Annotated in this window: 19 protein-coding genes; 5 read left to right on the top strand and 14 right to left on the bottom strand. The window is 52.0% G+C overall.

All coding sequences use genetic code 11. From position 1 onward, the window contains the following. Positions 1-24: 24 nt before the first annotated feature. From AC2TF6_RS01065 to AC2TF6_RS01055, 3 genes are all read right to left on the bottom strand, one after another. Complete coding sequence (locus tag AC2TF6_RS01065) at positions 25-531, bottom strand: GNAT family N-acetyltransferase (protein WP_491309603.1); 507 nt, start codon at positions 529-531, stop codon at positions 25-27. Between the two features lie 178 nt (positions 532-709). Continuing rightward, on the bottom strand, positions 710-1,051 hold the full coding sequence (locus tag AC2TF6_RS01060) for a zinc ribbon domain-containing protein YjdM (protein WP_042231519.1): 342 nt from the start codon (positions 1,049-1,051) through the stop codon (positions 710-712). A gap of 413 nt (positions 1,052-1,464) precedes the next feature. Next, positions 1,465-2,862: a metallophosphoesterase gene (locus tag AC2TF6_RS01055; protein WP_491309602.1), complete on the bottom strand. Its 1,398-nt coding sequence runs from the start codon at positions 2,860-2,862 to the stop codon at positions 1,465-1,467. Positions 2,863-3,064: 202 nt separating this feature from the next. Here AC2TF6_RS01055 and AC2TF6_RS01050 point away from each other — a divergent pair, with 202 nt between their 5' ends. Beyond that, entirely contained in the window at positions 3,065-4,201 is a 1,137-nt protein-coding gene (locus AC2TF6_RS01050; RefSeq protein ID WP_491309601.1) for a GIY-YIG nuclease family protein, read from the top strand. A 94-nt stretch (positions 4,202-4,295) separates the two neighbouring features. Further along, positions 4,296-4,715 (top strand): alpha/beta fold hydrolase, encoded by a 420-nt coding sequence (locus tag AC2TF6_RS01045; RefSeq protein ID WP_491309600.1) that lies wholly within the window; start codon positions 4,296-4,298, stop codon positions 4,713-4,715. 111 nt (positions 4,716-4,826) lie between these two features. On the opposite strand, the gene AC2TF6_RS01040 is transcribed toward AC2TF6_RS01045, so the two are convergent. Both AC2TF6_RS01040 and lepB read right to left on the bottom strand, forming a co-directional pair. Then, positions 4,827-5,039 carry an ATP-binding protein gene (locus tag AC2TF6_RS01040; protein ID WP_491309599.1) on the bottom strand — a complete coding sequence of 71 codons (213 nt, stop codon included), beginning with the start codon at positions 5,037-5,039 and terminating at the stop codon, positions 4,827-4,829. A 158-nt stretch (positions 5,040-5,197) separates the two neighbouring features. Further along, a complete protein-coding gene (lepB, locus tag AC2TF6_RS01035; protein ID WP_491309598.1) occupies positions 5,198-5,788 on the bottom strand; it encodes a signal peptidase I in 591 nt (196 codons plus the stop codon). A gap of 257 nt (positions 5,789-6,045) precedes the next feature. On the opposite strand from lepB, the gene AC2TF6_RS01030 reads away from it, so the two are divergent. Continuing rightward, positions 6,046-6,633, top strand: a complete 588-nt coding sequence (locus tag AC2TF6_RS01030; protein ID WP_491309597.1) for a sigma-70 family RNA polymerase sigma factor — start codon at positions 6,046-6,048, stop codon at positions 6,631-6,633. After that, on the top strand, positions 6,611-7,393 hold the full coding sequence (locus tag AC2TF6_RS01025; protein WP_491309596.1) for a DUF4179 domain-containing protein: 783 nt from the start codon (positions 6,611-6,613) through the stop codon (positions 7,391-7,393). Before AC2TF6_RS01030 ends, AC2TF6_RS01025 begins: the two co-directional genes overlap by 23 nt. Positions 7,394-7,693: 300 nt before the next feature. Here AC2TF6_RS01025 and AC2TF6_RS01020 read toward each other — a convergent pair whose 3' ends face one another. The 5 genes from AC2TF6_RS01020 to AC2TF6_RS01000 form a co-directional block, all read right to left on the bottom strand. After that, on the bottom strand, positions 7,694-9,175 hold the full coding sequence (locus AC2TF6_RS01020) for a protein adenylyltransferase SelO (RefSeq protein WP_491309595.1): 1,482 nt from the start codon (positions 9,173-9,175) through the stop codon (positions 7,694-7,696). 419 nt (positions 9,176-9,594) lie between these two features. After that, entirely contained in the window at positions 9,595-11,514 is a 1,920-nt protein-coding gene (locus tag AC2TF6_RS01015) for an FtsX-like permease family protein (RefSeq protein WP_491309594.1), read from the bottom strand. Beyond that, complete coding sequence (locus AC2TF6_RS01010; RefSeq protein WP_491309593.1) at positions 11,489-12,259, bottom strand: ABC transporter ATP-binding protein; 771 nt, start codon at positions 12,257-12,259, stop codon at positions 11,489-11,491. Before AC2TF6_RS01010 ends, AC2TF6_RS01015 begins: the two co-directional genes overlap by 26 nt. Before the next feature lie 155 nt (positions 12,260-12,414). Beyond that, on the bottom strand, positions 12,415-13,398 hold the full coding sequence (locus AC2TF6_RS01005) for a sensor histidine kinase (protein ID WP_491309592.1): 984 nt from the start codon (positions 13,396-13,398) through the stop codon (positions 12,415-12,417). Then, complete coding sequence (locus tag AC2TF6_RS01000; protein ID WP_491309591.1) at positions 13,395-14,096, bottom strand: response regulator transcription factor; 702 nt, start codon at positions 14,094-14,096, stop codon at positions 13,395-13,397. The genes AC2TF6_RS01005 and AC2TF6_RS01000 overlap by 4 nt, the downstream gene beginning before the upstream one ends. A gap of 226 nt (positions 14,097-14,322) precedes the next feature. Between AC2TF6_RS01000 and AC2TF6_RS00995 the strand changes: the two genes are divergently transcribed. Next, the gene (locus AC2TF6_RS00995) at positions 14,323-15,333 is read left to right on the top strand and encodes a MerR family transcriptional regulator (RefSeq protein WP_491309590.1); all 1,011 of its coding nucleotides are present in this window, start codon (positions 14,323-14,325) and stop codon (positions 15,331-15,333) included. 66 nt (positions 15,334-15,399) lie between these two features. Here AC2TF6_RS00995 and AC2TF6_RS00990 read toward each other — a convergent pair whose 3' ends face one another. From AC2TF6_RS00990 to AC2TF6_RS00975, 4 genes are all read right to left on the bottom strand, one after another. Beyond that, entirely contained in the window at positions 15,400-16,857 is a 1,458-nt protein-coding gene (locus tag AC2TF6_RS00990; RefSeq protein ID WP_491309589.1) for an alpha/beta hydrolase family protein, read from the bottom strand. A gap of 327 nt (positions 16,858-17,184) precedes the next feature. Next, entirely contained in the window at positions 17,185-18,123 is a 939-nt protein-coding gene (locus AC2TF6_RS00985; RefSeq protein WP_491309588.1) for an alpha/beta hydrolase, read from the bottom strand. After that, complete coding sequence (locus AC2TF6_RS00980) at positions 18,113-19,207, bottom strand: LLM class flavin-dependent oxidoreductase (RefSeq protein WP_491309587.1); 1,095 nt, start codon at positions 19,205-19,207, stop codon at positions 18,113-18,115. Before AC2TF6_RS00980 ends, AC2TF6_RS00985 begins: the two co-directional genes overlap by 11 nt. A gap of 156 nt (positions 19,208-19,363) precedes the next feature. Further along, a complete protein-coding gene (locus AC2TF6_RS00975) occupies positions 19,364-20,533 on the bottom strand; it encodes an MFS transporter (protein WP_491311733.1) in 1,170 nt (389 codons plus the stop codon). Positions 20,534-20,680 lie beyond the last annotated feature (147 nt).

Here is a 20,680-nt window from a genome sequence, read left to right as displayed (position 1 = left end):
CGAAGTTGGCTCTGGCGGCCGGGGTCAGGCCTGTTTATAGACCTCGGCCATCAGTAGTTTTTTGTACGGCTGAAATTCTTCTTCGCTTATCGGATCGGGATAACTCATGATTTGCAGAGCAAGCTCCGGCTGCCCTTCTCTGAGGGGCGGCTGAAAATAGTCGAAGGCGTTCAAATGAAAGCCGAGGCGCTCGTAAAACTCGATTCTCCGCTTGGAATCCGTATCGTTCGCGGGCTCTACCTCCAGTACGACGGGAGTCGAAGAACCGCTCGTATAAACCGTCATCAGCTTTTTGCCTATTCCTCCGCCCCGCTGTTCCGGATTGACCGCGATATGTTCCACGAAACGAAACGCTTTGAATTCCCAGACCCCCATAAAAGCCAGGATTTCCCCGTCCTCGTTCCGGCTCACGTTAAGCCGGTAAGCCGGATGAGCGAGCAGCGCCCGCTGCCCTTCACAAGTCCTTATTTCCGTATCGGGAAAAGAGGCCTCCATTAATTCAAATACTTCATCAAACTGCTCCTTGTTCATACATATCCTTCCTTTCGATATGTCCCTTGTATCTTAAAATTAAGATTTTTTTCTATAGTTACCGAAGTTACCGAGCCTCGCCTGTCCCACCGGAGGCCTGCCCACACGGCGATGCAAAAATAAAGCCCTCCAAGTCAGAGGGCTTCCTGATACAGGTTCGTTTTTATTCTATCCCGCATTAAATTTTCTTGACGAACTCCGACTTTAATTTCATGGCTCCGAAGCCGTCGATTTTACAATCGATATCATGGTCTCCGTCAACGAGACGGATGTTCTTTACCTTGGTGCCTATTTTCAGAACAGAAGAGCTTCCTTTAACCTTCAAATCTTTGATGACGGATACGGAATCGCCATCCTTTAAGATGTTGCCGTTGGCGTCTTTGACGACCTTTTCTTCTTCCCCGTTCCCGGGTTCGGCATCTACATTCCATTCATGGGCACATTCCGGGCAAACCAGAAGGTTTCCATCCTCATAGGTATATTCGGAATTGCATGCCGGACAGTTTGGCAAATTTGACATAGGTTCGTGTTCTCCATTCGCTGGTCGGTACCTTCTATCCCTATATTCTGCCACACTCTCATCGTCCTGACAAACCATTCCACGGTTCGCCCGCCTTAAAGTGATTCAACGGGGAGCCGGGGAGCCGCTATTCTTTTGAAATAGAGCCAAATAACCGCCGTATAAACGGCCCTCGCGTTTCGATCCTTTAACCGATTCAAGTGATATCGGCGGTCGTTATCCGGAAGGAACAAGCGTCTTCGGGAAAAAAGCGCAATAAAGAAAAAGCCCCGTTCGAATCGGATTCGACGGGGAGCTATCGGCTATTTCCAGTCTCTATTTTACGACACCCTGCCGTTAACATGGTCTGCTGCGCTCTTCCAGCGCCTGTCAGGCTAACACGGCCTCCCCTGCCGAATTGGACTAAGCTTCGCTTACCGGACCGGACTCGGTTTCGTGTCCGATTTGGCGATGCCGAACTGGTCGTACAGAGCGGTCGGGCCCGTTTCCGTGGTCGTATAGACCTGGAACGTGATTTTATCGTTTGCCACGGTAACGCCCGTAAACATTTCCTTGCCCGGTTGGCCGTATTTAAACGCATAAGGGAACGGCCCGGACTTCGGCGTGTACCTTTTGCCTCCGGCGGCGTTGCTGACCAGATAAAGGGTTCCCTTCGGATTAATCAGGTTGCCGTCTTTGTCCACCGCCGTGTCCTTCTGCGGCACGTTATTGTACATCGGATAGGTGCGCGTATACGTATGATCGTGACCGCTCAGCACGACGTCAACGCCGATTTCATCGAACAGAGCCGCAAGCTTCTTGCGGAAGAAGAGAACATCGCTGTCGGAGGAATGATTCGCTACGGAATAAGGCGACTTGTGGAACAAGACGATCTTCCACTTCTTGTCCGTCTTGGCCGCTTCCGCTCTCAGCCACTCTTCCTGCTTCCGGTACACGGCGTCGGTTCCTTTCGCCTCGTTGTACTCGGTATTGATGACCAGGAAACGGGCTGAGCCGTAATCGAAGGCGTACACCGACCCGTCCGGCTTCGCTCCCGTATTGGAGGTGTTCGGCAGGTTGAAATGATACCAGAAGTTGTTGTTGGACTTGCTCTCATGGTTGCCGAGCGCAGGCACGAGAGGCGTCTTCTTCAGAATGGCCTGCGGCTTGCCCAGCAGCCAAAACCATTGATTCTCAATGTCCCCGTTGTCTACCAGATCCCCGGTGACGGTGATAAAACGGGACGCGGGAAACTTCTTGACCGCTTCCTCCAGCGTGTGGTTCCAGGTCGCGTACTCCCGCTCGGTCGTACCCTGCGGGTCCGTCGTATAGAGGAACGTGAACGCCCCGCCGCTCTGTTCCTCGGTCTTGAACGTGCCGGTCTCGCTCCAGTTCCCCTCCTGGCCGTCTCCGGCCCGGTACGTGTACTCGGTGCCCGGCTTTAAGCCCGTCGCCGTAACCTTATGATCGGCGTAAGCGGTCTTCTTGCCCGCACTCTTGTCCGAGCTCGACTGATAAACCTGGATCGGCGCGGAGCTCCCCTCGAAGGAGATGGTGCCGCTCGACGGCCAGACGCCACCGGTAACGAGGGACGATTCCACCACCTGCAGCTTCGTGCCGGTAACGGCGGGATCGGTGTACCACGCAAAGCCCTGCGAGGTTTTGGCATCCCCGTTGAACGTCAGCGCCAAAGCCGTTGGAGCTTTGGAGCCTGCCGCGGCCGCTGCGGAGCTTCCTAGAGCTCCGGCGCCTGCTCCCGGCAAAACGGCGGACACCGCCATGAAAACAGCCATCGGTACGACGAGCCACTTGGACTTGCTGAATTTGTACATCATACACACCCCTTCAAACAAGAATGAAATCACTTCATCCTAGCAAAGAAATGTTTGGTAAATATTAACAGTTTATTTGGGGCAGATTAATTTCCTTCCGTCTTGCAGCTTGAAGTTCGCTCTCCCGTGTCCGCCTCGCTTTCTGTCCATACAGCCATTTGATATAATGACAGGGCCGAGCAAGAGCAATGGAGGAATCTCTATGAATCTCGCGGAAAAAGTAAAAGCCCTTCCCTTAACTCCCGGCGTCTACCTGATGAAAGACCGTCTGGGCCATATTATATATGTGGGCAAAGCCAAATCTCTCAAAAAGAGAGTCCAAACCTATTTTCAGCATTCCAAATCCCATTCTCCCAAAGTCAAACGACTCATAAGCAATATCCGCGATTTCGAGGTCCGTCTGACCGATACGGAATTCGAGGCCTTCATGCTGGAATGCCGGTTAATCAAGCAGTTGAAGCCTCTGTATAATAAAAAAATGAAAAATCCGCTGGCGTATACGTATCTCGTCATTCGCTACAGCCGTGAAGGCCGCCGTCGGATCGATATTACGAATGACCCCGCCGGACAGGAGGGGGACCTCTTTTTCGGTCCCTATACGAGCAGAAGCACGGTGGAAAAAGCCGTCCAAGGGCTGCAGGAAAGCTATCGGATCCATTGCAGCAGTCCTTATGCCAAGCACTCGCCCTGCCTCAATCATTCTCTCGGCTTGTGTCTGGGAATGTGTACCGGCAGCGAAGACGCTCTAAGAGCCTACAACTCCGTGCTCGATAAAATCATCACTTCCCTGAACGGGAACCATCCGGCTGTACTGGAAGACCTTGAGCAGCGAATGACAGAAGCGGCGGAGAAGCATAACTTCGAAGCCGCAGCCAAATACCGGGACCTGATGAAAACCCTCGGTTCCCTGATCCACAAAGAGAAAGTGATCGGATTCGCCGAAGAAGGCCGGAACATCGTCATTCTGGAACCCGTTAACGGCCGTGAGGCTAAACTCATCCTCGTTAAAGGGAACCGGATTGTGCGGGATACCAAAGTGGAGGCTCCGGACACGGACCGGAACGGGCCGGCAGCGCCGCATAAGCTCCACACCCTGGTACGTTCGGCCATCCTGGGCACCTTCCGTCCGGCAGATCCGGCGGCCCCCCGCCCCAAAATCAGCCGCCACGATATTGACGAAGCGCAGATCCTGTACAGTTTTCTGCAAGGAAGCGCCCGCAGCTATCTGATCGTTCCCGAGCATGGGCTGATTCCCGGGCATGAAGATGAGCTTGGAGAAGCGGTTGAAGGGTTGATTGCGGGGTATGTATGCGTACAAAATGGCCCTAGGGACCTTTAAGGAAAGCCTTAAAAATAACTAAATAGCTTCCATATCTACCCCCTCCATAATTCCGGAGTTTGCCGATCGGTCTCCGGCCGATGTGACCGAGCAGATGATCGACGCCACGCACGAGGATCGTCCCAAAATGCTGAGCAAATTCGGGCTGAAGTTTACGCACACGAAGACAAAAGCCGCCATGATGATATGGCTGGAATCCCTGTGCTTCCAGGCTTCCCATCACGGCACTGTCCATGCCGCCGCTTCGCTGCGCGACGAGGACTTGAGAGAGGATCTGCTGCATATCCGGGTACCTACGGTTATCTTCCACGGGCAGAAGGACAAAATCTGCGAGCCCGAGCTGGCCGAGCTTACCCGCCAGGGTATTCCGCAATCCCGCATCGTGCATTTCGAGGGCAGCGGGCATGCCATGATGTTCGACGAGCCGGAGAAATTCAACGAGGAGCTGCTTCAATTCCTGGAGCAAGCCCGAATTCCGAACCCCGTGTCTCCAGGCGCATTCCGGCAGGAGTAATTCCGCCCGGAACTGACTTGCCCCGATTACTCTCCGAAAAAGACAGCACCCCTTACCCGATCACGGATCGTTCCCTTTCCGGGGAGAACCGTGAACTTGTAAGGGGTGCTTTTAATGTTGCGGGTTGTTTAACGTGCCCGCAGGGATGCCGGTCTGGATGGTGAACACGAAGACCGCTCCTTTTTCGACGTTCGACCGGGCATAAATAGTTCCGCCCATCAAATTAACCAGTGTTTTGCAGATCGACAAGCCAAGGCCCGTGCCGCCGAATTTTCGGCTAATGGTGGCATCAATCTGCGTAAAGGGCTGGAATAAGTGATTCATTTTATCGGCAATTCGAATTCTTCGCCATTCGATCCAAGCTAACCTCGTTAGGGAAACTGTGAGCGATGATCATTTGGTTGCTCCCGGGAAGCGGTTGTTTTTTCATTACGGTTATCGGTTCCTCATTTAATAGTGGGGTATTTCAGTCTAACTATACGTTAAGGAGTGCCGCACTTTGTACAAACTCCAATAACCTTGCCCTTTAAATCTTTCAGGGCTATACTGCGGAAAGTGGAGGTGTTGCTCCTGGACCAATCATCCCCGATGACGAATACTTCATCTCCGTTAAGCGTGATTTCTTCTGCCTGTTTCTTAAAGATTTCATCGATCAAATTTTGTTTGGCCGGCTCCTCCATGTCACTATTTTGGAACGCTTTATAATCATACCCCCGTATACGGGCAGCTCCGTAAAACGTATCCAGCTTGACCCCCTTAATATAAACCTGTCCGTTCGTTATTTTTATTTTTTCATTTGGAAGTGCGATCACCCTGGATATATTTTTATCTCCGTAGTAAACGATGTCTCCTCTTTTCACAGCCTCGTCTTTATAAGCGGAGACATCTACCATCACATTCTTCTCTAATTCATGCTGTCCGCGATCCATGGCGTCACTTAATGGATTAATGAGCGTATGATTGTCTGCAGACATTTCGGCAACGGATTCCTTCGTTTCTTTGTCCAAAATCACTTTTTCGGAACATGCAGCAAGTGAAACTAGAAGAAGGCCGGTAAAAAGCAAGTGTTTCATCGTTTATCCTCCTCTGGGCGCAGTTGCTTAAACACATCTATTCCCTTAACCAACATACATCCAGATTATTTGTAATTATACTATTAAATGGTAAGTATATATTGTTTATTTATTAGGGTTCCGGCAAGTCTGCATCCCCATCAATGGCCCCCTACGGCCAACCTTTTTACCCTTTCGCAAAAATTTTTCTAAAATCAGTGAACCTTTTCGGTCCGAAGAGCCAATCTCTCATGTATACAAGTTCAGGGGGCCCTCGAATGAATGATGAACAGCTCGAACATTGGCTCGACCGGCTGGCGGGCGGGGATCAGGAAGCGATGGAAGAGATCTATCGCATGACCCGGCGCAAAGTTTACGGAACCGTCGCCGTGCTCGTCTCCAATAAAGAAGACGTTAACGATATCGTGAGTGAAATTTACTGCCAGCTTTGGCGCGCTTTGCCGGGCTATGACCGAAACCGCCCTTTTCATTTCTGGCTGAACGGGATTGTCATCCGGCAGGTCAACAGCTGGCGCCGGCAGCTCTGGAGACGATTCCGTCTGACCGACAAAACTTCCCGTCTGAGCGAAGAGCCGCATGTGGAAACGCCGGATGAAGCTCTGGCCGGTAACGAACTCCGGCAGGATGTGCGGGATGCCATTAACAGGCTGCCTTATAAACTCAGGGTGGTCATTATATACCGCTACTTCTACGAGTATACGTACGATGAGATTGCCGAACTGCTGGCGATTCCGCCCGGCACGGTAAAATCCAGAGTTCATCTGGCCTTAAAGCGACTGCGCGCCAAATTCGACACTCAATTGGACGGGGAGGCTTATCCGAATGTCTATTCCAGAAAACATTAAAAAAGCGCTGAAAGATCAGATCGAAAACGCCGAAGTTCCGCAAGAAGTGGATCGGCGCGTCCGCCAGTCTTTCCTCGAATTTCATAAGAAAAAGGAGTCCAAACCCATGAAAAAAAGACTTGTCGCTTTCAGTATCGCCGCCGCTATCCTTATTCCTACGAGTGTATTCGCCTCCTTGGGCGGATCATCTTACTTCTTCAAAGAATCCGCCAACATCAACGGGCTGGTCAACGAAGGCACCAAGCGTGCCCTTTCCGAAGGCTTATCCGTTCCGCTGAACGAGAAAATTACCGATCACGGCCTCACCGTCCAGTTCTCCGAAGTATACGTAGAGGATAGCAAAGTGCTCGTGCACTATAAGATCACCGGAGAAGACGGGAAGCTCGTTCCTTACGAATTCGATACCCGCGGCCTGAATGTCCTCTATGACGGCAAGAAGAACGGCAAGCAGGTCGAGAATCCGACCTACCAGGAGAACGGATTGGACGGTTTTACGGTCCTCAGCTTTATCGGCACAGGTAAAAAGGACCGGCTTCCGTTCACCTTGACGGACGCGGCCGGAAAAGTGATCAATACGGGCATCGCCGAGAAAGACCAGCCGGAGGGCGTACTTGCTTTCGTCACGAGCGGAGCCAAGCTGCCTGAATCTATCCGCTTGAACGTGAGTATCGACCGTATCGGCGCCACGAAAGGAAGCTGGAAAGCGGAGTTCACGATCGACCAGAGCAAGGCCAAGCAGGCTTCCGAGAAAGCGCGTTGAGTCCGGCTAATGATAATTTCGAGAAGATGAATCAGGAAGAAGACGCCGGCGGCCCGGCGTCTTCTTTATGCTCTCCATTTACCATTTTTCGCAGCTCATTGATTCTAATTCGTAAGCCGCCGGAGTTTGGATTCTTAAGCTTACGGCGATAAGAAGACGGCAGCCGAGAGTTTTCCGGTGGTGCCTCCATCCGTACGACGGCATACAAAAAAGCACCGTTCGAAAGAACGATGCTTTTTACGGCCTTCTATGGCCCGATTGTTTAAACAACGGGCCGCACAAGCCTTACCCCGTCAGCGGTCACGTGCCGCAGAACGTCCGGTAAGGGCTGTCGCAAGCCTCCGGCAGCGTGGAGTAAGCGGCCTGTTCGGGCGAATGCGCGAAGGGGTTCGCCAGAACGCCAAGCAGCCGCTCCATTACGCTGTAATCCCCCTGTTCCACCGCGGCTTCCAGCGCCTCTTCCACCCGGTGGTTACGGGGAATTACGGCAGGGTTGCTGCTCCGCATCAGCTCATGCGAGGAGGCTTCCGCTTCCGGCTGCCTGCCCCGTCTCGCCTGCCACGACTCGTGCCAACGGGTGAACTCTTCAGCCCCGGACAAAGTCGTGTCTTCAAGCTTGCCGAACGTTAAGGCAAGGAACGTGTTGGTGTAGTCGGCCCCCTGCTTCCGCATCAAACCGAGGAGATCCTCTATGAGGGACTCATCTCCCTCCTCCTCGTTAAAGAGGCCGAGCTTCGCCCTCATGCCGGCAAGGTAGCCCCGGTTATGCAGCACGCCAAACTGCGCGATTGCCTCCTCGGCCAGCTTGATGGCCTGCTCCTGATCGGCATGAATCAGCGGCAGAAGCGTTTCGGCGAACCGGGCAAGGTTCCAGGCCGCTATGTGCGGCTGATTGCCGTAAGCGTAGCGCCCGTACGTGTCGATGGAGCTGAACACCGTCTCGGGGTCATAGACGTCCATGAAGGCGCAGGGACCGTAATCAATGGTCTCCCCGCTGAGGGCCATGTTATCGGTGTTCATCACTCCGTGGATAAAGCCGACAAGCTGCCACTTGGCAATCAGCGCCGCTTGGCGCTGGATGACGGCCTGAAGCAGCGACAGGTAGTGGTTCCCGCTGCCTGCGGCGGCTGCTTCCGGGTAGTGTCTCTGCAGGGTGTAATCGGCCAGCGCCCGCAGATCTTCGGCAGAGCCCCATTTTGCGGCGAACTGGAAGGTCCCGACGCGCAGATGGCTCGCGGCCACGCGGGTCAGAACCGCACCGGGCAGCTCCGTTTCGCGGTAGACCGGCTCGCCGGTGGTCACCACAGCCAGGCTGCGCGTAGTGGGAATGCCGAGCCCGTGCATGGCCTCGCTGATGATGTACTCGCGCAGCATCGGCCCGAGAGCCGCCCGGCCGTCGCCCCGGCGGGAATACGGCGTCCGGCCCGGCCCCTTGAGCTGGATGTCCACCCGCCCGCCGCCGGGAGTGATCTGCTCTCCGAGCAGCACGGCACGCCCGTCGCCCAGCATCGTAAAGTGCCCGAATTGATGCCCTGCGTAAGCTTGGGCCAGCGGTTCCGCGCCTTCGGGAATCCGGTTGCCGGCAAACACTTCGGTCCCCTCGTTACTTCTAAGCGCTTGACCGTTCAACCCCAGAGATGCCGCCAGGGCATCGTTAAAAATGACTAAATCCGGCGAAGCTGCTGGAGTCGGATTCGTCTTGGTAAAAAATATTTCCGGCAGACGGGCATAACTATTGTCAAAATTCCAACCGGTTTCCGGTCCTGCTTTTTTATCCGTCATCTTATCTCCTTCTGTTCTCGATCATTTAGTTGGATCGCTTAACGGGTTGGCAGATAGGAGCACGCCTCTGCACAAGGCTGCGCCTCCTCGTAAAGTCCTGTCCTTTTATAAACGTATATTACCCTTTCTGTACCCGAATCACTCCCTGCCGCCTATGGGCTGAAGTGAGCCGTCTCTATGTAACCCTGTGTACCTTGCGGGCGTGAACGTTGTGCTTGTCTCTGTTTCCGCCTCAAGCTGGAAGAGGCTTACTTCATTATTCTCTCATCCGGGACAAAATTTCAAATCTTTTTTATATGAAACTACCTTTGAAAAGGTTCTGAATTTGAGAAGAATATCCGATAGATTCGGGACAGGTGTCCGGCAAAGAGATCTTTCCTACAAAAAACAGCCCCGCATGATGCGGAGCTGCCTGACTTTCATCCGTTTTTCGGATACATATGCTGCAAATAGCGCCAGCGGATAAGCAAGAAATAAACAACCTGAATCCCGATGAAGGACAAGAAAATGAGCACCGAATTCGTCCAGACGGAGAAATCCACCAGATGCTGCAGAGCGATAAACGCTACCCCGCTGTGTACAAGCGCCATGACGATCGGCAGGAAAAACATGAGCAGCAGCTGCCTCGTCACAATCCGCCGCAGCTCCTTGTTCAGCAAGCCCATTTTCGCGATCATCCGGTATTGCTCCCGGTCCCGTTCCATATCGGCGTACAGCCGGAAGTACAGGAAACTAGCGGCAAAGGTGAAAAATACGACGCCTACCATCGCGCTGATAATGAACAGCAGTCCGTTGGTCTGCTTATCGGACAGCCAGTCCAGCACTAACGCATCGAATTCGAACCGGCCGAGTTCATCCTTGCCGATCTCTTCTGTCAACACGCTCGCGACATCCCGGGTATTCTGCCAATCGGCCACGTAGAAAAAGTTAAAATGCAGCTGCGTGTCTTCAATCTCCGGCGCGGTATCAAAGACTTGATCGGAAACGACAACGGTGTAGTGGCCATCCGGCAGGATGACCGTCGGCACGTACTGCTTTACCATTACGTTCTTTCGCCAGGTTTCACTTATTGCAAGGTCGATTGAGTCCGGTACGATTTCCTTCTTCTCTTTAATTTGAGTAGCCAGAAAGAGGCTGCCCGGCAGCAGCAGGCTTTCCCCTTCCGCCAGTTCCTCCGTATCGCGCAGTCCCAAGGTTTTGGCCAGAGCATTGAATTCGCTCTGCTTGACGAGGACCAGGCGCCCCCACAGCCGCTTAGCATGGACAACGTTTAAGTCGTAAGCGAAGCCGTGGTCATCGAGTTGTTTCTTGATCCGTGGAACAACTTCTTTTTCCTTTTGGACACTTAGGTCCGTTTTGTACGTGAAGGCATAGGGATTCTCCATCTCTTTCAGTCCGGGATGACTCATGGCGAGCACTGTACCGATTCCGGTAAAGGCAATCGCCGAAACGATCGTGATCATGAAAAACATCGTCGCATTGTCCTTCATACGGTACGCCAGCTGCGATAAAACCAGCAGGTTCGTCCCTTTGAAGAACACGCGGTCCTTCCGCTTCAAGCTCCGGAGCGCGTACACGCTGAGCTGCGTAAACAGGAAGTATGTGCCTGCGACCACCAAGCCGACGCCGGCAAAGAGCAGCCAAAACGAGTGAAAGTACCTGTAAACGTAAAACATCACAACGCCGTATCCGGCCAGGATCAGGACAATCGCCAAGACCGACAGCAGCCGTGAAGGCGCAGGCTCGGGCTTCGGCTTTTCATCCGACTGGAACAAATCCGCGAGCCGGCCGGCTTTCACGATCCGGGAGGTAACCAGCGCGACAACGCCAAACAGCAGAACGAATGCGGCAGCGGTCGTAACAATGGCCAGCACCGGCATGTAGAAGGTCAAGCCCACCTTGATGACGAGCAGCTTGGCAATGGCGAGCAGGATCATCTTTGTGAAAATAAGCCCCACGGCAATACCCGTTACAATCGAGGCTCCGCCGATAAACAAGTTCTCGATGAAAACGAGCCGGCGCAGCTGCCGCGGGGACATGCCGTGCATCATCAGAATGCCGAATTCCCGCTTGCGGGTTTGCAGAAAAGTGCCGGCCGAATACAGGCAGAAGAAAAACGAAAAAATGAAGATGATCACTTGCGAGAGGCGCATGCCGTTGGTCGCGAGTGCACTGATCGTTCTGCTCGTCGATTTCAGCTCTCCCTGCAAATCGGGGTGAAACAGCAGCAGGGCATAGACGAAAAAAACAAGGACGGAAAACGAGCTGCTTAAGAAGTGCGCCAGATAGACCCGTTTGTTGCGGATGACGTTATTAAACGCGAACTGTCGGAAAGTCATGTCTGTAGCCTCCTAGCAGCGAAAGGGCGTTGATGATCTTCTGGTAAAAGACTTCGCGGTTTCCTCCCTGCGTGATCTCATTATGAAACCTGCCGTCCTTGATAAATACCACGCGGTCGCAGTAGCTTGCCGCCATCGCATCGTGCGTGACCAGCATCATCGTCGCTTCCTGCCGCTTGTTCATCGTCGTCAGCAGTTCCATGACATCGCGGGCCGATTTGGAGTCCAGATTGCCTGTCGGTTCGTCGGCAAGCACCAGCTTCGGCGAATGAATCAACGCGCGCGCGATGGCCGTCCGCTGGGCCTGTCCGCCGGAAATCTCATAGGTCCGCTTATCCAGGACCGGCGTAATGCCAAGCTGCTCCGCGATCGGCTCCAGCAGACTTTTCATTTGATCCAGCGCCACTCCTTCGAGCGTAAGCGGCAGTAAAATATTTTCCTTCACGGTCAGTGTAGGCAGCAAATTGAACGATTGAAAAATAAAGCCCAGCTTGCGTCTGCGAAACAGCGCCAGCTCGTCCGCGTTCATCCGGTGCGGATAGTTGCCGTCCACGCAAACCTCCCCGGACGTCGGTTCGTCGATGGTCGACACCAGATTGAGCAGCGTCGTTTTGCCGCTTCCGGAAGGTCCCATGATGCCGATGAACTCCCCCTTCTCAATCGTCAGGTTAATATCGGACAGCGCCTCAAACGGCATCTTTTCATTGTAAATTTTGCATAAGTTCGTCACTTTCAAAATATCCAAGCGAAACACGTCCCTTCTTGCTTCTAGCATACCCCAAGCGATCCGCCGCTCCTATATCGCTATCTTGCGCCAATCTTACAGGGATGTAAGACTCCGCGAAGCATACACACCGGTCTGTACACAAAAAGGCGAAGAGTGATCGCTCACTATTCGCCCTATTCGGTCGCATACGGAAAAATGATGCGGACGGTCGTCCCTTTGCCGGTCTCGGACTCGATCTCCACCCGGTGATGCAAGCGGTCCGCCACTTCCTTCACCAGATACAGGCCCATGCCTGTCGATTCTTTAAACTTCCGCCCGTTTTCGCCTGTAAAAAACGGATCGAACACTCGCTTCAAATCGGATGGGGGTATACCGACGCCGCGATCCGTGACGCTTAGAATGACGGCTTTATCCTGCGCATGCGCCTTGAAGGCAACCTTCGTCCTGCTGCCGGCCGAATAAGTAATGGCGTTCGAGATCAGCTGCTGGACGATAAACCGGAGCCACTTGGCGTCACTCTCGACCGTGACGCTCTCGTCAATCAGAAGCTCCGGATGCACATAATGCCGAATGAACGACCGCCGGTTATCCTGAATGACCTCGTTCACAAGCTCTCTCAGCTGCACCCGGTAAATATGGAAGTCCTGGGCGAACGTCTCCCTCCGTGCCATATAAAGCACCATTTCGAGCCCGTGACGCAGCCGGTCGGACTCCTCCGCGATACTGGCAAACCGCTCGTCGTCGCCGTTCTGCGTGATGAGCTGGATGACCGATAGCGGGGTCTTCATTTGGTGAACCCATTGATTCATGAACGTCAGGTGCTGCCGCTGTTTTTCTTCCCACACGTGCTCCCGCTGTTTATTCGCGCGGTACTGGTCGTCCAGAATCTTCGTTAAAGACGCCGCAAGCGGCGCACGGCTTACCTTAAGCTCCCGCGGCAGGACGTCGCTCGGATCGGAGATGTACCGGTAAAACGCCCGAAGCCGGACATAGCGGTACATCAGATAAACAAGCAGCACGCAAAGGCCGAGAAACAGCGCGTACAAAGCGGTCCCTAGATGGTTGTACCCGTCCAGCCAGCAAATAAGCAGAATGACCAGCATCTGCACTAGGCTGAACCCGATAAGCGGCACATGGTCCCGTACAAACAACCTCATCGCTTCGTTTCGCCCTTCCATGTGAGGTGCAGCCGGTACCCGACGCCGCGCAGCGTTTCGATGGCATCGTCAATGCCGAGTTCCGCCAGCTTCTTGCGCAGCCGCGTGATGTTGACGCTGAGCGCGTTATCGTCGACATAGCTGTAATCGTCCCACAGCTTGTCGAGAATAGTCTCCCGGCTGGCAATCCGGGGACAATGATGCATCAGCGTCTCCATCAGCAGCGATTCCTTGCGCGTCAAAAGCGTGGACTGCTCCTTCAGCCGCAGCTCCATCCGCTCGGGATACAACACCAGCCCGTCCCGTTCCACAATGCGTTCCTTGGTCGCATAATCACCGTAGACGCGCCTGATCTGGCTGCGGATCTTGGCCATCACGATTTCGTAATGGAACGGCTTCGTGATATAATCGTCCGCCCCGCTCTCCAGCGCCATCACCTGATCCATTTCCCCGTTCCGGGCGGAAATGAAAATAATCGGACACGTGGACACCGTCCGGATTTGGCGGCACCAGTAGTAACCGTCGTAGCTCGGCAGGTTGACGTCCAGCAGTACGACCTGCGGGAGCTGCTCCTCAAACGATTCCATCACGCGCTGGAAATCATCCACCACGATCGCTTCGTCCCCGTATTTTTGAATATGCGACTTCAACAATTCCGCTATTTTGGGATCGTCTTCGACGATCATGATCTTGTTCATCCGGGAAAATCCCTCCCTATTGTGCAAACGCCTAGGCGTCACCTCCATTAAACCACAAAACAGCGCGTGTCCCAATAAGGGACCTAATGGCGAGGAACTGCATTCCCCTCAGCAGAGCAACAACCTTCTGTTCGGTTATAATCTTAAGGAACGGTTTATTTTAACAAGACCCGTATACTTCCATTGAATCTCCAGTTACAGGAGATAGTAAACTAACTTTTCGGAGGTGAGTGGCTTGCATTCCAAAAACGGCACGGATTCGCAGAAGCAACAAGCTTCTGATTCTACAGACCAAGAGCGGACTTATTCGATCGGGGACGTGGCCAGAATAATCGGATCCACAATCAAAACCGTGCGTTACTACGATGAGGTCGGATTAGTAAAGCCCGCTACCTACACAGAGGGAGGGCACCGGTTATACACGACGCAAGATATATGGCGTTTAGAGCTGACGATAACTCTGCGTTACTTGGATTTTGGAATTGATGAAATAAGGCAGATCATCTCCCGGGAAACACCCGTTGATAAAGCGCTGGACTGGCAGATCGAGTCCTTGGAATTACAGGTAAGCACGCTGTCGAATATGATTTCGATTTTGCGCTTGGCGAAGGAGAATGAAGGGGATTCCCTACAGTATGTCTATGATCTGGTCCGTGAACGGGTCATCAATAACGAGAAGCGAAGCCGTTTCATCGCAAAAAGAGTGGAAGAATCCAAATTTTTAGAGGGCATTCCTGCGGAATGGAGAAGTTCGCTTCTTTATAACTTTAACAAGTACATTGTAAATCAGACGAAAACATCAGCCAAACAAACCGTTGCTTGGAACGAGTTACAGAAGCTTATTAACGATCCTGAGTTTATTTCGGACCTTAGACAAGATGAGTTTCTGTTTTTTAATATGGTCCATCAACCTCGATTGGGTGCGGACGCATGGGTCAAGAGCCTTGAGGGAATACACACCCGGTTAAATACGGCTTTGAAGCGCAAATTATCTGCCGAAAGTCCTTTTGTACAGGCCATTGTAGAGGATACGGCCATGCTGTATGCGAACTCGGAGCAATCGGTTGATCAAGAAGAATTTTTTCGCTACTTTGCCGAATATTCACAGAGAACCCGATCGGAGCGCATCGAACGCTTCAATACGCTATGCTCCCTCTTGAGCCCTAAATTCCGCTTGTTTTCTCAAGGAAATCTCTTATTGCTTCAAGGTATAAAGTGGAGGCTTGAACAGATGTAGCCCTTTAACGAGAAGACGAGGGCTATTCGCCCTCATCCGTTCGCTAACCGCGGCGGAAATTCAGGCTCAGCCTTTCTCCAGCGTGAACCCCGGATGTTCGCCGATAGTCTGTTCCAGTAGATTAAACGGCTTTTGCTTTAAATAATGGTTAAAGAAATCAAGCGAGTATTCGTTAATCAGCCGGTGCGCCTTTCGTACCTCCACCCCTTCCATCTTTTCAAACATCGGCGAAATCAGATACATATCGGAGAAGCCCATATGTTTCATGGCATTCATTTTGATCCAGTAATTTCCGCCAGTGGTTATATATTTATACCGCGCTAATGTTTCGTCAAAAAACTTAGTCAGTTCCTCTCTTGTCGTGCCCTGAGAAGTGATATTCTCATCGCTCATATTCTTCGTACCGGAAAGCGTGTCGTCTGCGCTAAACATCAGAAACGGCTTTCTCAGTCCTTCCGCCGGAATCCGCAGCTCGCCGTATAATCCGCCGTCCATATTGATCGCCGCTTTAATCCGGGAATCCGCCATCAGCATTTGGACGGCTGTCGCTCCGCCGAAGGAATGACCGAACATGCCCATGTTCTCCAGATCCATTCGGTTGGTAAAACGATTGTCCGGATCGTTCTTGGCAAGCCGCTCGATTTGATCGACCACAAACTTTGCGTCCTCCACCCATTCCTCGTTTATTTTATCTAAATAGGCGACCGTATTCCCTTCTTGAGGGACAAAATTTACAACGCGGCCATCGGGGAAAACCGATGTTGTACTACGGTAAGTATGATCAATGCCTACCACGATATAACCCTGACTGGCCAATTGTTCGACCTCGAACGTATTTTGATTTTTGGTTCCGTTTAAGGAATGCGAAAACACGAGCACGGGATAGGCCTTTTCCTTATCGGAGAGTTCCGCTTTTTCAATCGCATGAGTTTTAACCAATCCGATGCTCGTAAATAACAGCTTAGGCAGATGAAGCGCTTTGCCGTATCCATCTGCAAAAATATCCGCATGAGACACATAAGAAGCCGTTTTTCCCTTTGCGTTCATGTTCGCCGGATACCAAATCTGTACCATCAATTCTCTCTTATCGCCGGAATCGGGAGTATGGGTCTCCTCTCGCCTATCGTCTTTCCAATGATAGGAGACGGTTCCGATTTTGTACGGGCCGGACGGTTTCTCGAACGTGAATACCGGGAGCAGGACGGGCAGTGCCACGGCTGCGGCAGAATAAAGCGCGGCAATCGCCGTAATCAGGATGATCCGGCGGGTTCGGGCTGCCTTCTTTTCCTCTTCCTTCGGTTTGATCCTGTACCTTACAGCAAAAATCGCGACTGGGATTAAGGTCATCGCATAGACCGGGATCATTTGCCAACGCATGCCCTCGGTAAGCCCCTGCGTCAGCGCCAATAGGGCGGAAATTCCGGAACCAATAAGCAGCACGCGCCGCGGCTTGTTCTTGGCCATTATTGACCAACCGAGCAATAAGATATTAAAGACGGTAATCAGCATTTCAAAAGACCTCATAAGAGAAAACCCTCCATTTACAGTTTTGGCTGCTTGCAGCTCAAAGTATAAATCCTCCTGTAACTGGAGATTCAACCGTTGTTTCTGTAATAGGTCATCTTAATTTCCCCATAAAAAATCCCCTCTAAGTAAACGGTAAAGTGCTAGTTAAGCACTTTTTACTTAAAAGGGATGCTATCCGTATTGTGAGGAGCCTGTTTCTGTATAACCCTAATCCAATTCGACGGTTTTATTTAGATCGGATTCGTCATTCTCTTTTCCCGTCAGTTTCTTGAACATATTCTTCACCAGCTTCATTCTGTTGCCGGCTGTACGAAGCTTACTCCGTTAAGGATTGAGCGCTCTTGCAATCGCGTCCACATAACTTCTGCTGGCGCGTTGGCTTACTTCCGCTTGCGGAACCATCACTTCAAAGCTGTGGAATGTGCCGGGATATAGATGAAATTCGACGTCTACACCCGCTTGCGCCAGGCGCGTGACATATTCAATCGTCTCATCTCGGAACAGATCGAGCTGGCCTATGCAAGTGTAGGCCGGCGGTAGCCCCGCCAAGCTTTCCGCTCTCGACGGCACCGCATGTGAGGACACCTCGCTGTCTTCGGTACGATCGCCCAAGTACATGTTCCAGGCCGCCAAATTGTTCGCCCGGTTCCAGGTTGCGTTATCAGCCGTAATTTCAAGACTTGAAGCCGTAATGTTGCGGTCGTCGATCATCGGATACAGCGGCATTTGGAAGATGAGGGACGGCCCTCCTTTGTCGCGAACCATTAAAGCAAGCGCTGCGGTCAGACCGCCGCCCCCGCTTGCACCGGCAATCGCAACACGCTCCAAGTCGATGCCCAGCAGCTCAGCTTCGTCCGTCATCCATGTCAATGCGGTGTAACAATCATCGATGGCAGCCGGGTAAGGGTGCTCGGGAGCAAGTCGATAATCAACCGATACGACGACGCATTCAGCCTCCTGCACGAAGCGTTCGCACAAAGCGTCGTCCATATCCGGATGACCCATCACATAGCCTCCCCCGTGAATCCACAGCATGGCCGGAAGCTTTGCGCCAGTTCGCTGGGAAGGTTCATAGATTTTGACCAGCATCTCGCCTGCTATGCTCGGAATCATCCGGCTTGTCGTGCGTACGTGCTCCGACTTCTGGGTGGGAGGACTCGACAAATAACTTCTGCTCAGTTCTAAATTTTCCTCCAGTTGAAATCCAGGAAATTCGGCTACTATCGGCCTTAACTCTGGCAATACCCGACTTTCAAAATCCATTCGAATCACTCCTATAATTGAATGTTGATCTTTTTTCCGTCTCAGCTTCCCACTTGGTTATTTCCTCCCGAACTCGGGGGGCTACCTCGGTTCCTAGCAGCTCAATGGCTCTCATCACCTCGGCATGCGGCATCGTGCTTAATGGAACATACAGCATAAAGCGTGTAACGCCTACATGTTTGCGAAGATGAATGATCTTCTGGGCAACCGTCTCGGGATCGCCGACATACAGTGCACCTTCAAAGCTGCGCGCGGCATCGTAGCTGGAACGATCATAATGCGCCCAGCCCCGCTCCTTGCCTAATCTATTCATACCTGCCATCGTAGAAGGAAAAAATGTATCTGCAGCACGTTCAGTACTCTCTCCAACAAATCCTATCGAGTGCGACCCGACCCTAAGCTGCGATTCGTCATGACCGGCGTGCGCCGCTGCCTTCTTATAAAGCTGCACAAGCGGTGCAAAATCCGTCGGTCTTCCACCAATTATCGCCAGCATCAAGGGCAGTCCTAACAGACCTGCACGGATAGCAGACTCCTGTCTGCCCCCGCTGCCAATCCAAACCGGTAAAGAATTCTGGACGGGCCGTGGATACACGCCCAAATTGTTAATTGCTGGCCGATGCTTGCCTTTCCAGGTTACTTTTTCGGACTCTCGTATTTTAAGGAGCAATGCCAGATGTTCTTCAAACAGCTCATCATAGTCATTCAAGTCATAGCCAAACAGTGGAAAAGATTCAATAAAGGAACCTCGGCCCGCTATAATCTCCGCACGTCCATTTGAAATGCCGTCCAGCGTAGCAAAATCCTGAAAAACGCGCACCGGATCAGCTGAAGAAAGCACCGTCACAGCACTGGTCAGCCGAATCCGTTTCGTCTGTGATGCAGCCGCAGACAGCACAAGTGCCGGTGAAGATGCCGCATAATCCTGCCGATGATGCTCACCTATGCCAAACACATCAAGTCCCACTTGATCAGCAAGGACAATTTCCTCAACAACTTCACGCAATCGCTGTGCGTGACTCATCACCTCACCGGTCTGAATGTCCGGCTTTGTTTCTACAAACGAAGTAATCCCAATCTCCACGGTCAATCTCTCCTATTCGAATAGTTTTCTCTGTCCATAACTTTGAGATTGCGATCCCTTATCCCGGTCTTTTTCAAGTAAGGGATGTAAAGCTAAATGATTCAAATCATCATATCGGTATATTTGAATATGTAAATACAAAAAAACACACAAGCTTTATTTTAATGCGGCAGCCGCAGCTCGGCGGGTCATTGCCCAGAACAGAAGAGCTAAAGCACTAACAGAGGCTCCAAGCAAGCATACTCCGTCCCAGCCATAGCGGGCATATATATGGGTCGAACTGACAGAGCCGATGGCACCGCCGATGGAATAGAAAACCATGTACCCGGCAGTGAGCCGACTGCGCGCCTCCGTACGCAGTGCCAAGATCATACTTTGATTAGTGACATGAACGGCCTGAACCGCCAAGTCAAGAAGAATAATACCAATGGCCAATGCGAACAGCGACCTTTCTGCGTAGCAGATTAGCAGCCATGACACCAACAATAGAATGAGAGCTGTGCCTGTCGTTCTTTGTCCGTAACCTCGATCGGCCAATTTCCCCGCATGTGCTGCAGCCAACGCTCCGGCAACTCCCGCGAGACCAAACGCCCCGATTGCAGTGTGCGAAAGAGATAGTGGCGGCGCACTAAGAGGCAGTACTAGCGAAGTCCACAAAATGCTGAAATCAGCAAAAATCAGCAGAGCCAAAATAGCGCGGATGCGTAATATTCGTTCTTGTGCGAACAACACAAACACTGACCTAAGCAGTTGGAGATAGGACAGTGATTTGACTCCACGCTCAACATTTGGCATCACCCTAAATAATGCACAAACCATAAGGAACATCAACGCAGCAGAGACCAAATATATGGAACGCCAACCCGCAATATCTGTTAATATTCCTGAAATGGTTCGAGCAAGAAGAATGCCAATCACAATTCCGCTTGTTACTACGCCAACGACGCGTCCTTGTTCGGCAGGACAAGCCATTGTAGCCGCGAATGCCACAATTGTCTGGGTCACAACGGCAAGCAGTCCGACTAATGCCAACCCTGCGAATAGTGCTGTGCTGGAGGAGGCAGTGCCAACTATCAGCAGAGCTACCATGGATAATAGCATCTGCCCGATAATCAGTCGGCGTTGGTTCAGTAAATCCCCAAGCGGTACCAGCAGCAGCAGTCCCGCTGCATAAAAGATCTGAGTGATGGTAATGAGAATCCCAATGGTTGAATAGTCAATACTGAACTCACTCGATAATTTATCGAGTACCGGTTGTGCGAAGTAGATATTGGCGGCAGACAACCCGCAGGCAGCCGCAAACAATAGAGCCACATAACGAGGCATGTAAGAACCCTGAACTGAATCAGATGTGACAATCGTCTCCTGTGACGAATTCGCCTTTAAATCCGCATTAACTACTACTTTTACTTCAGCCTCCATTCTGTACACATCCTATTTCCCTTAATTTTTAACCATCGAAAAATATCATAC

The sequence above is a fragment of the Paenibacillus sp. JNUCC 35 genome (assembly GCF_058269095.1).
Note: the sequence above shows the minus strand (reverse complement) of the source record. Positions and strands in the feature narration are given on the sequence as shown.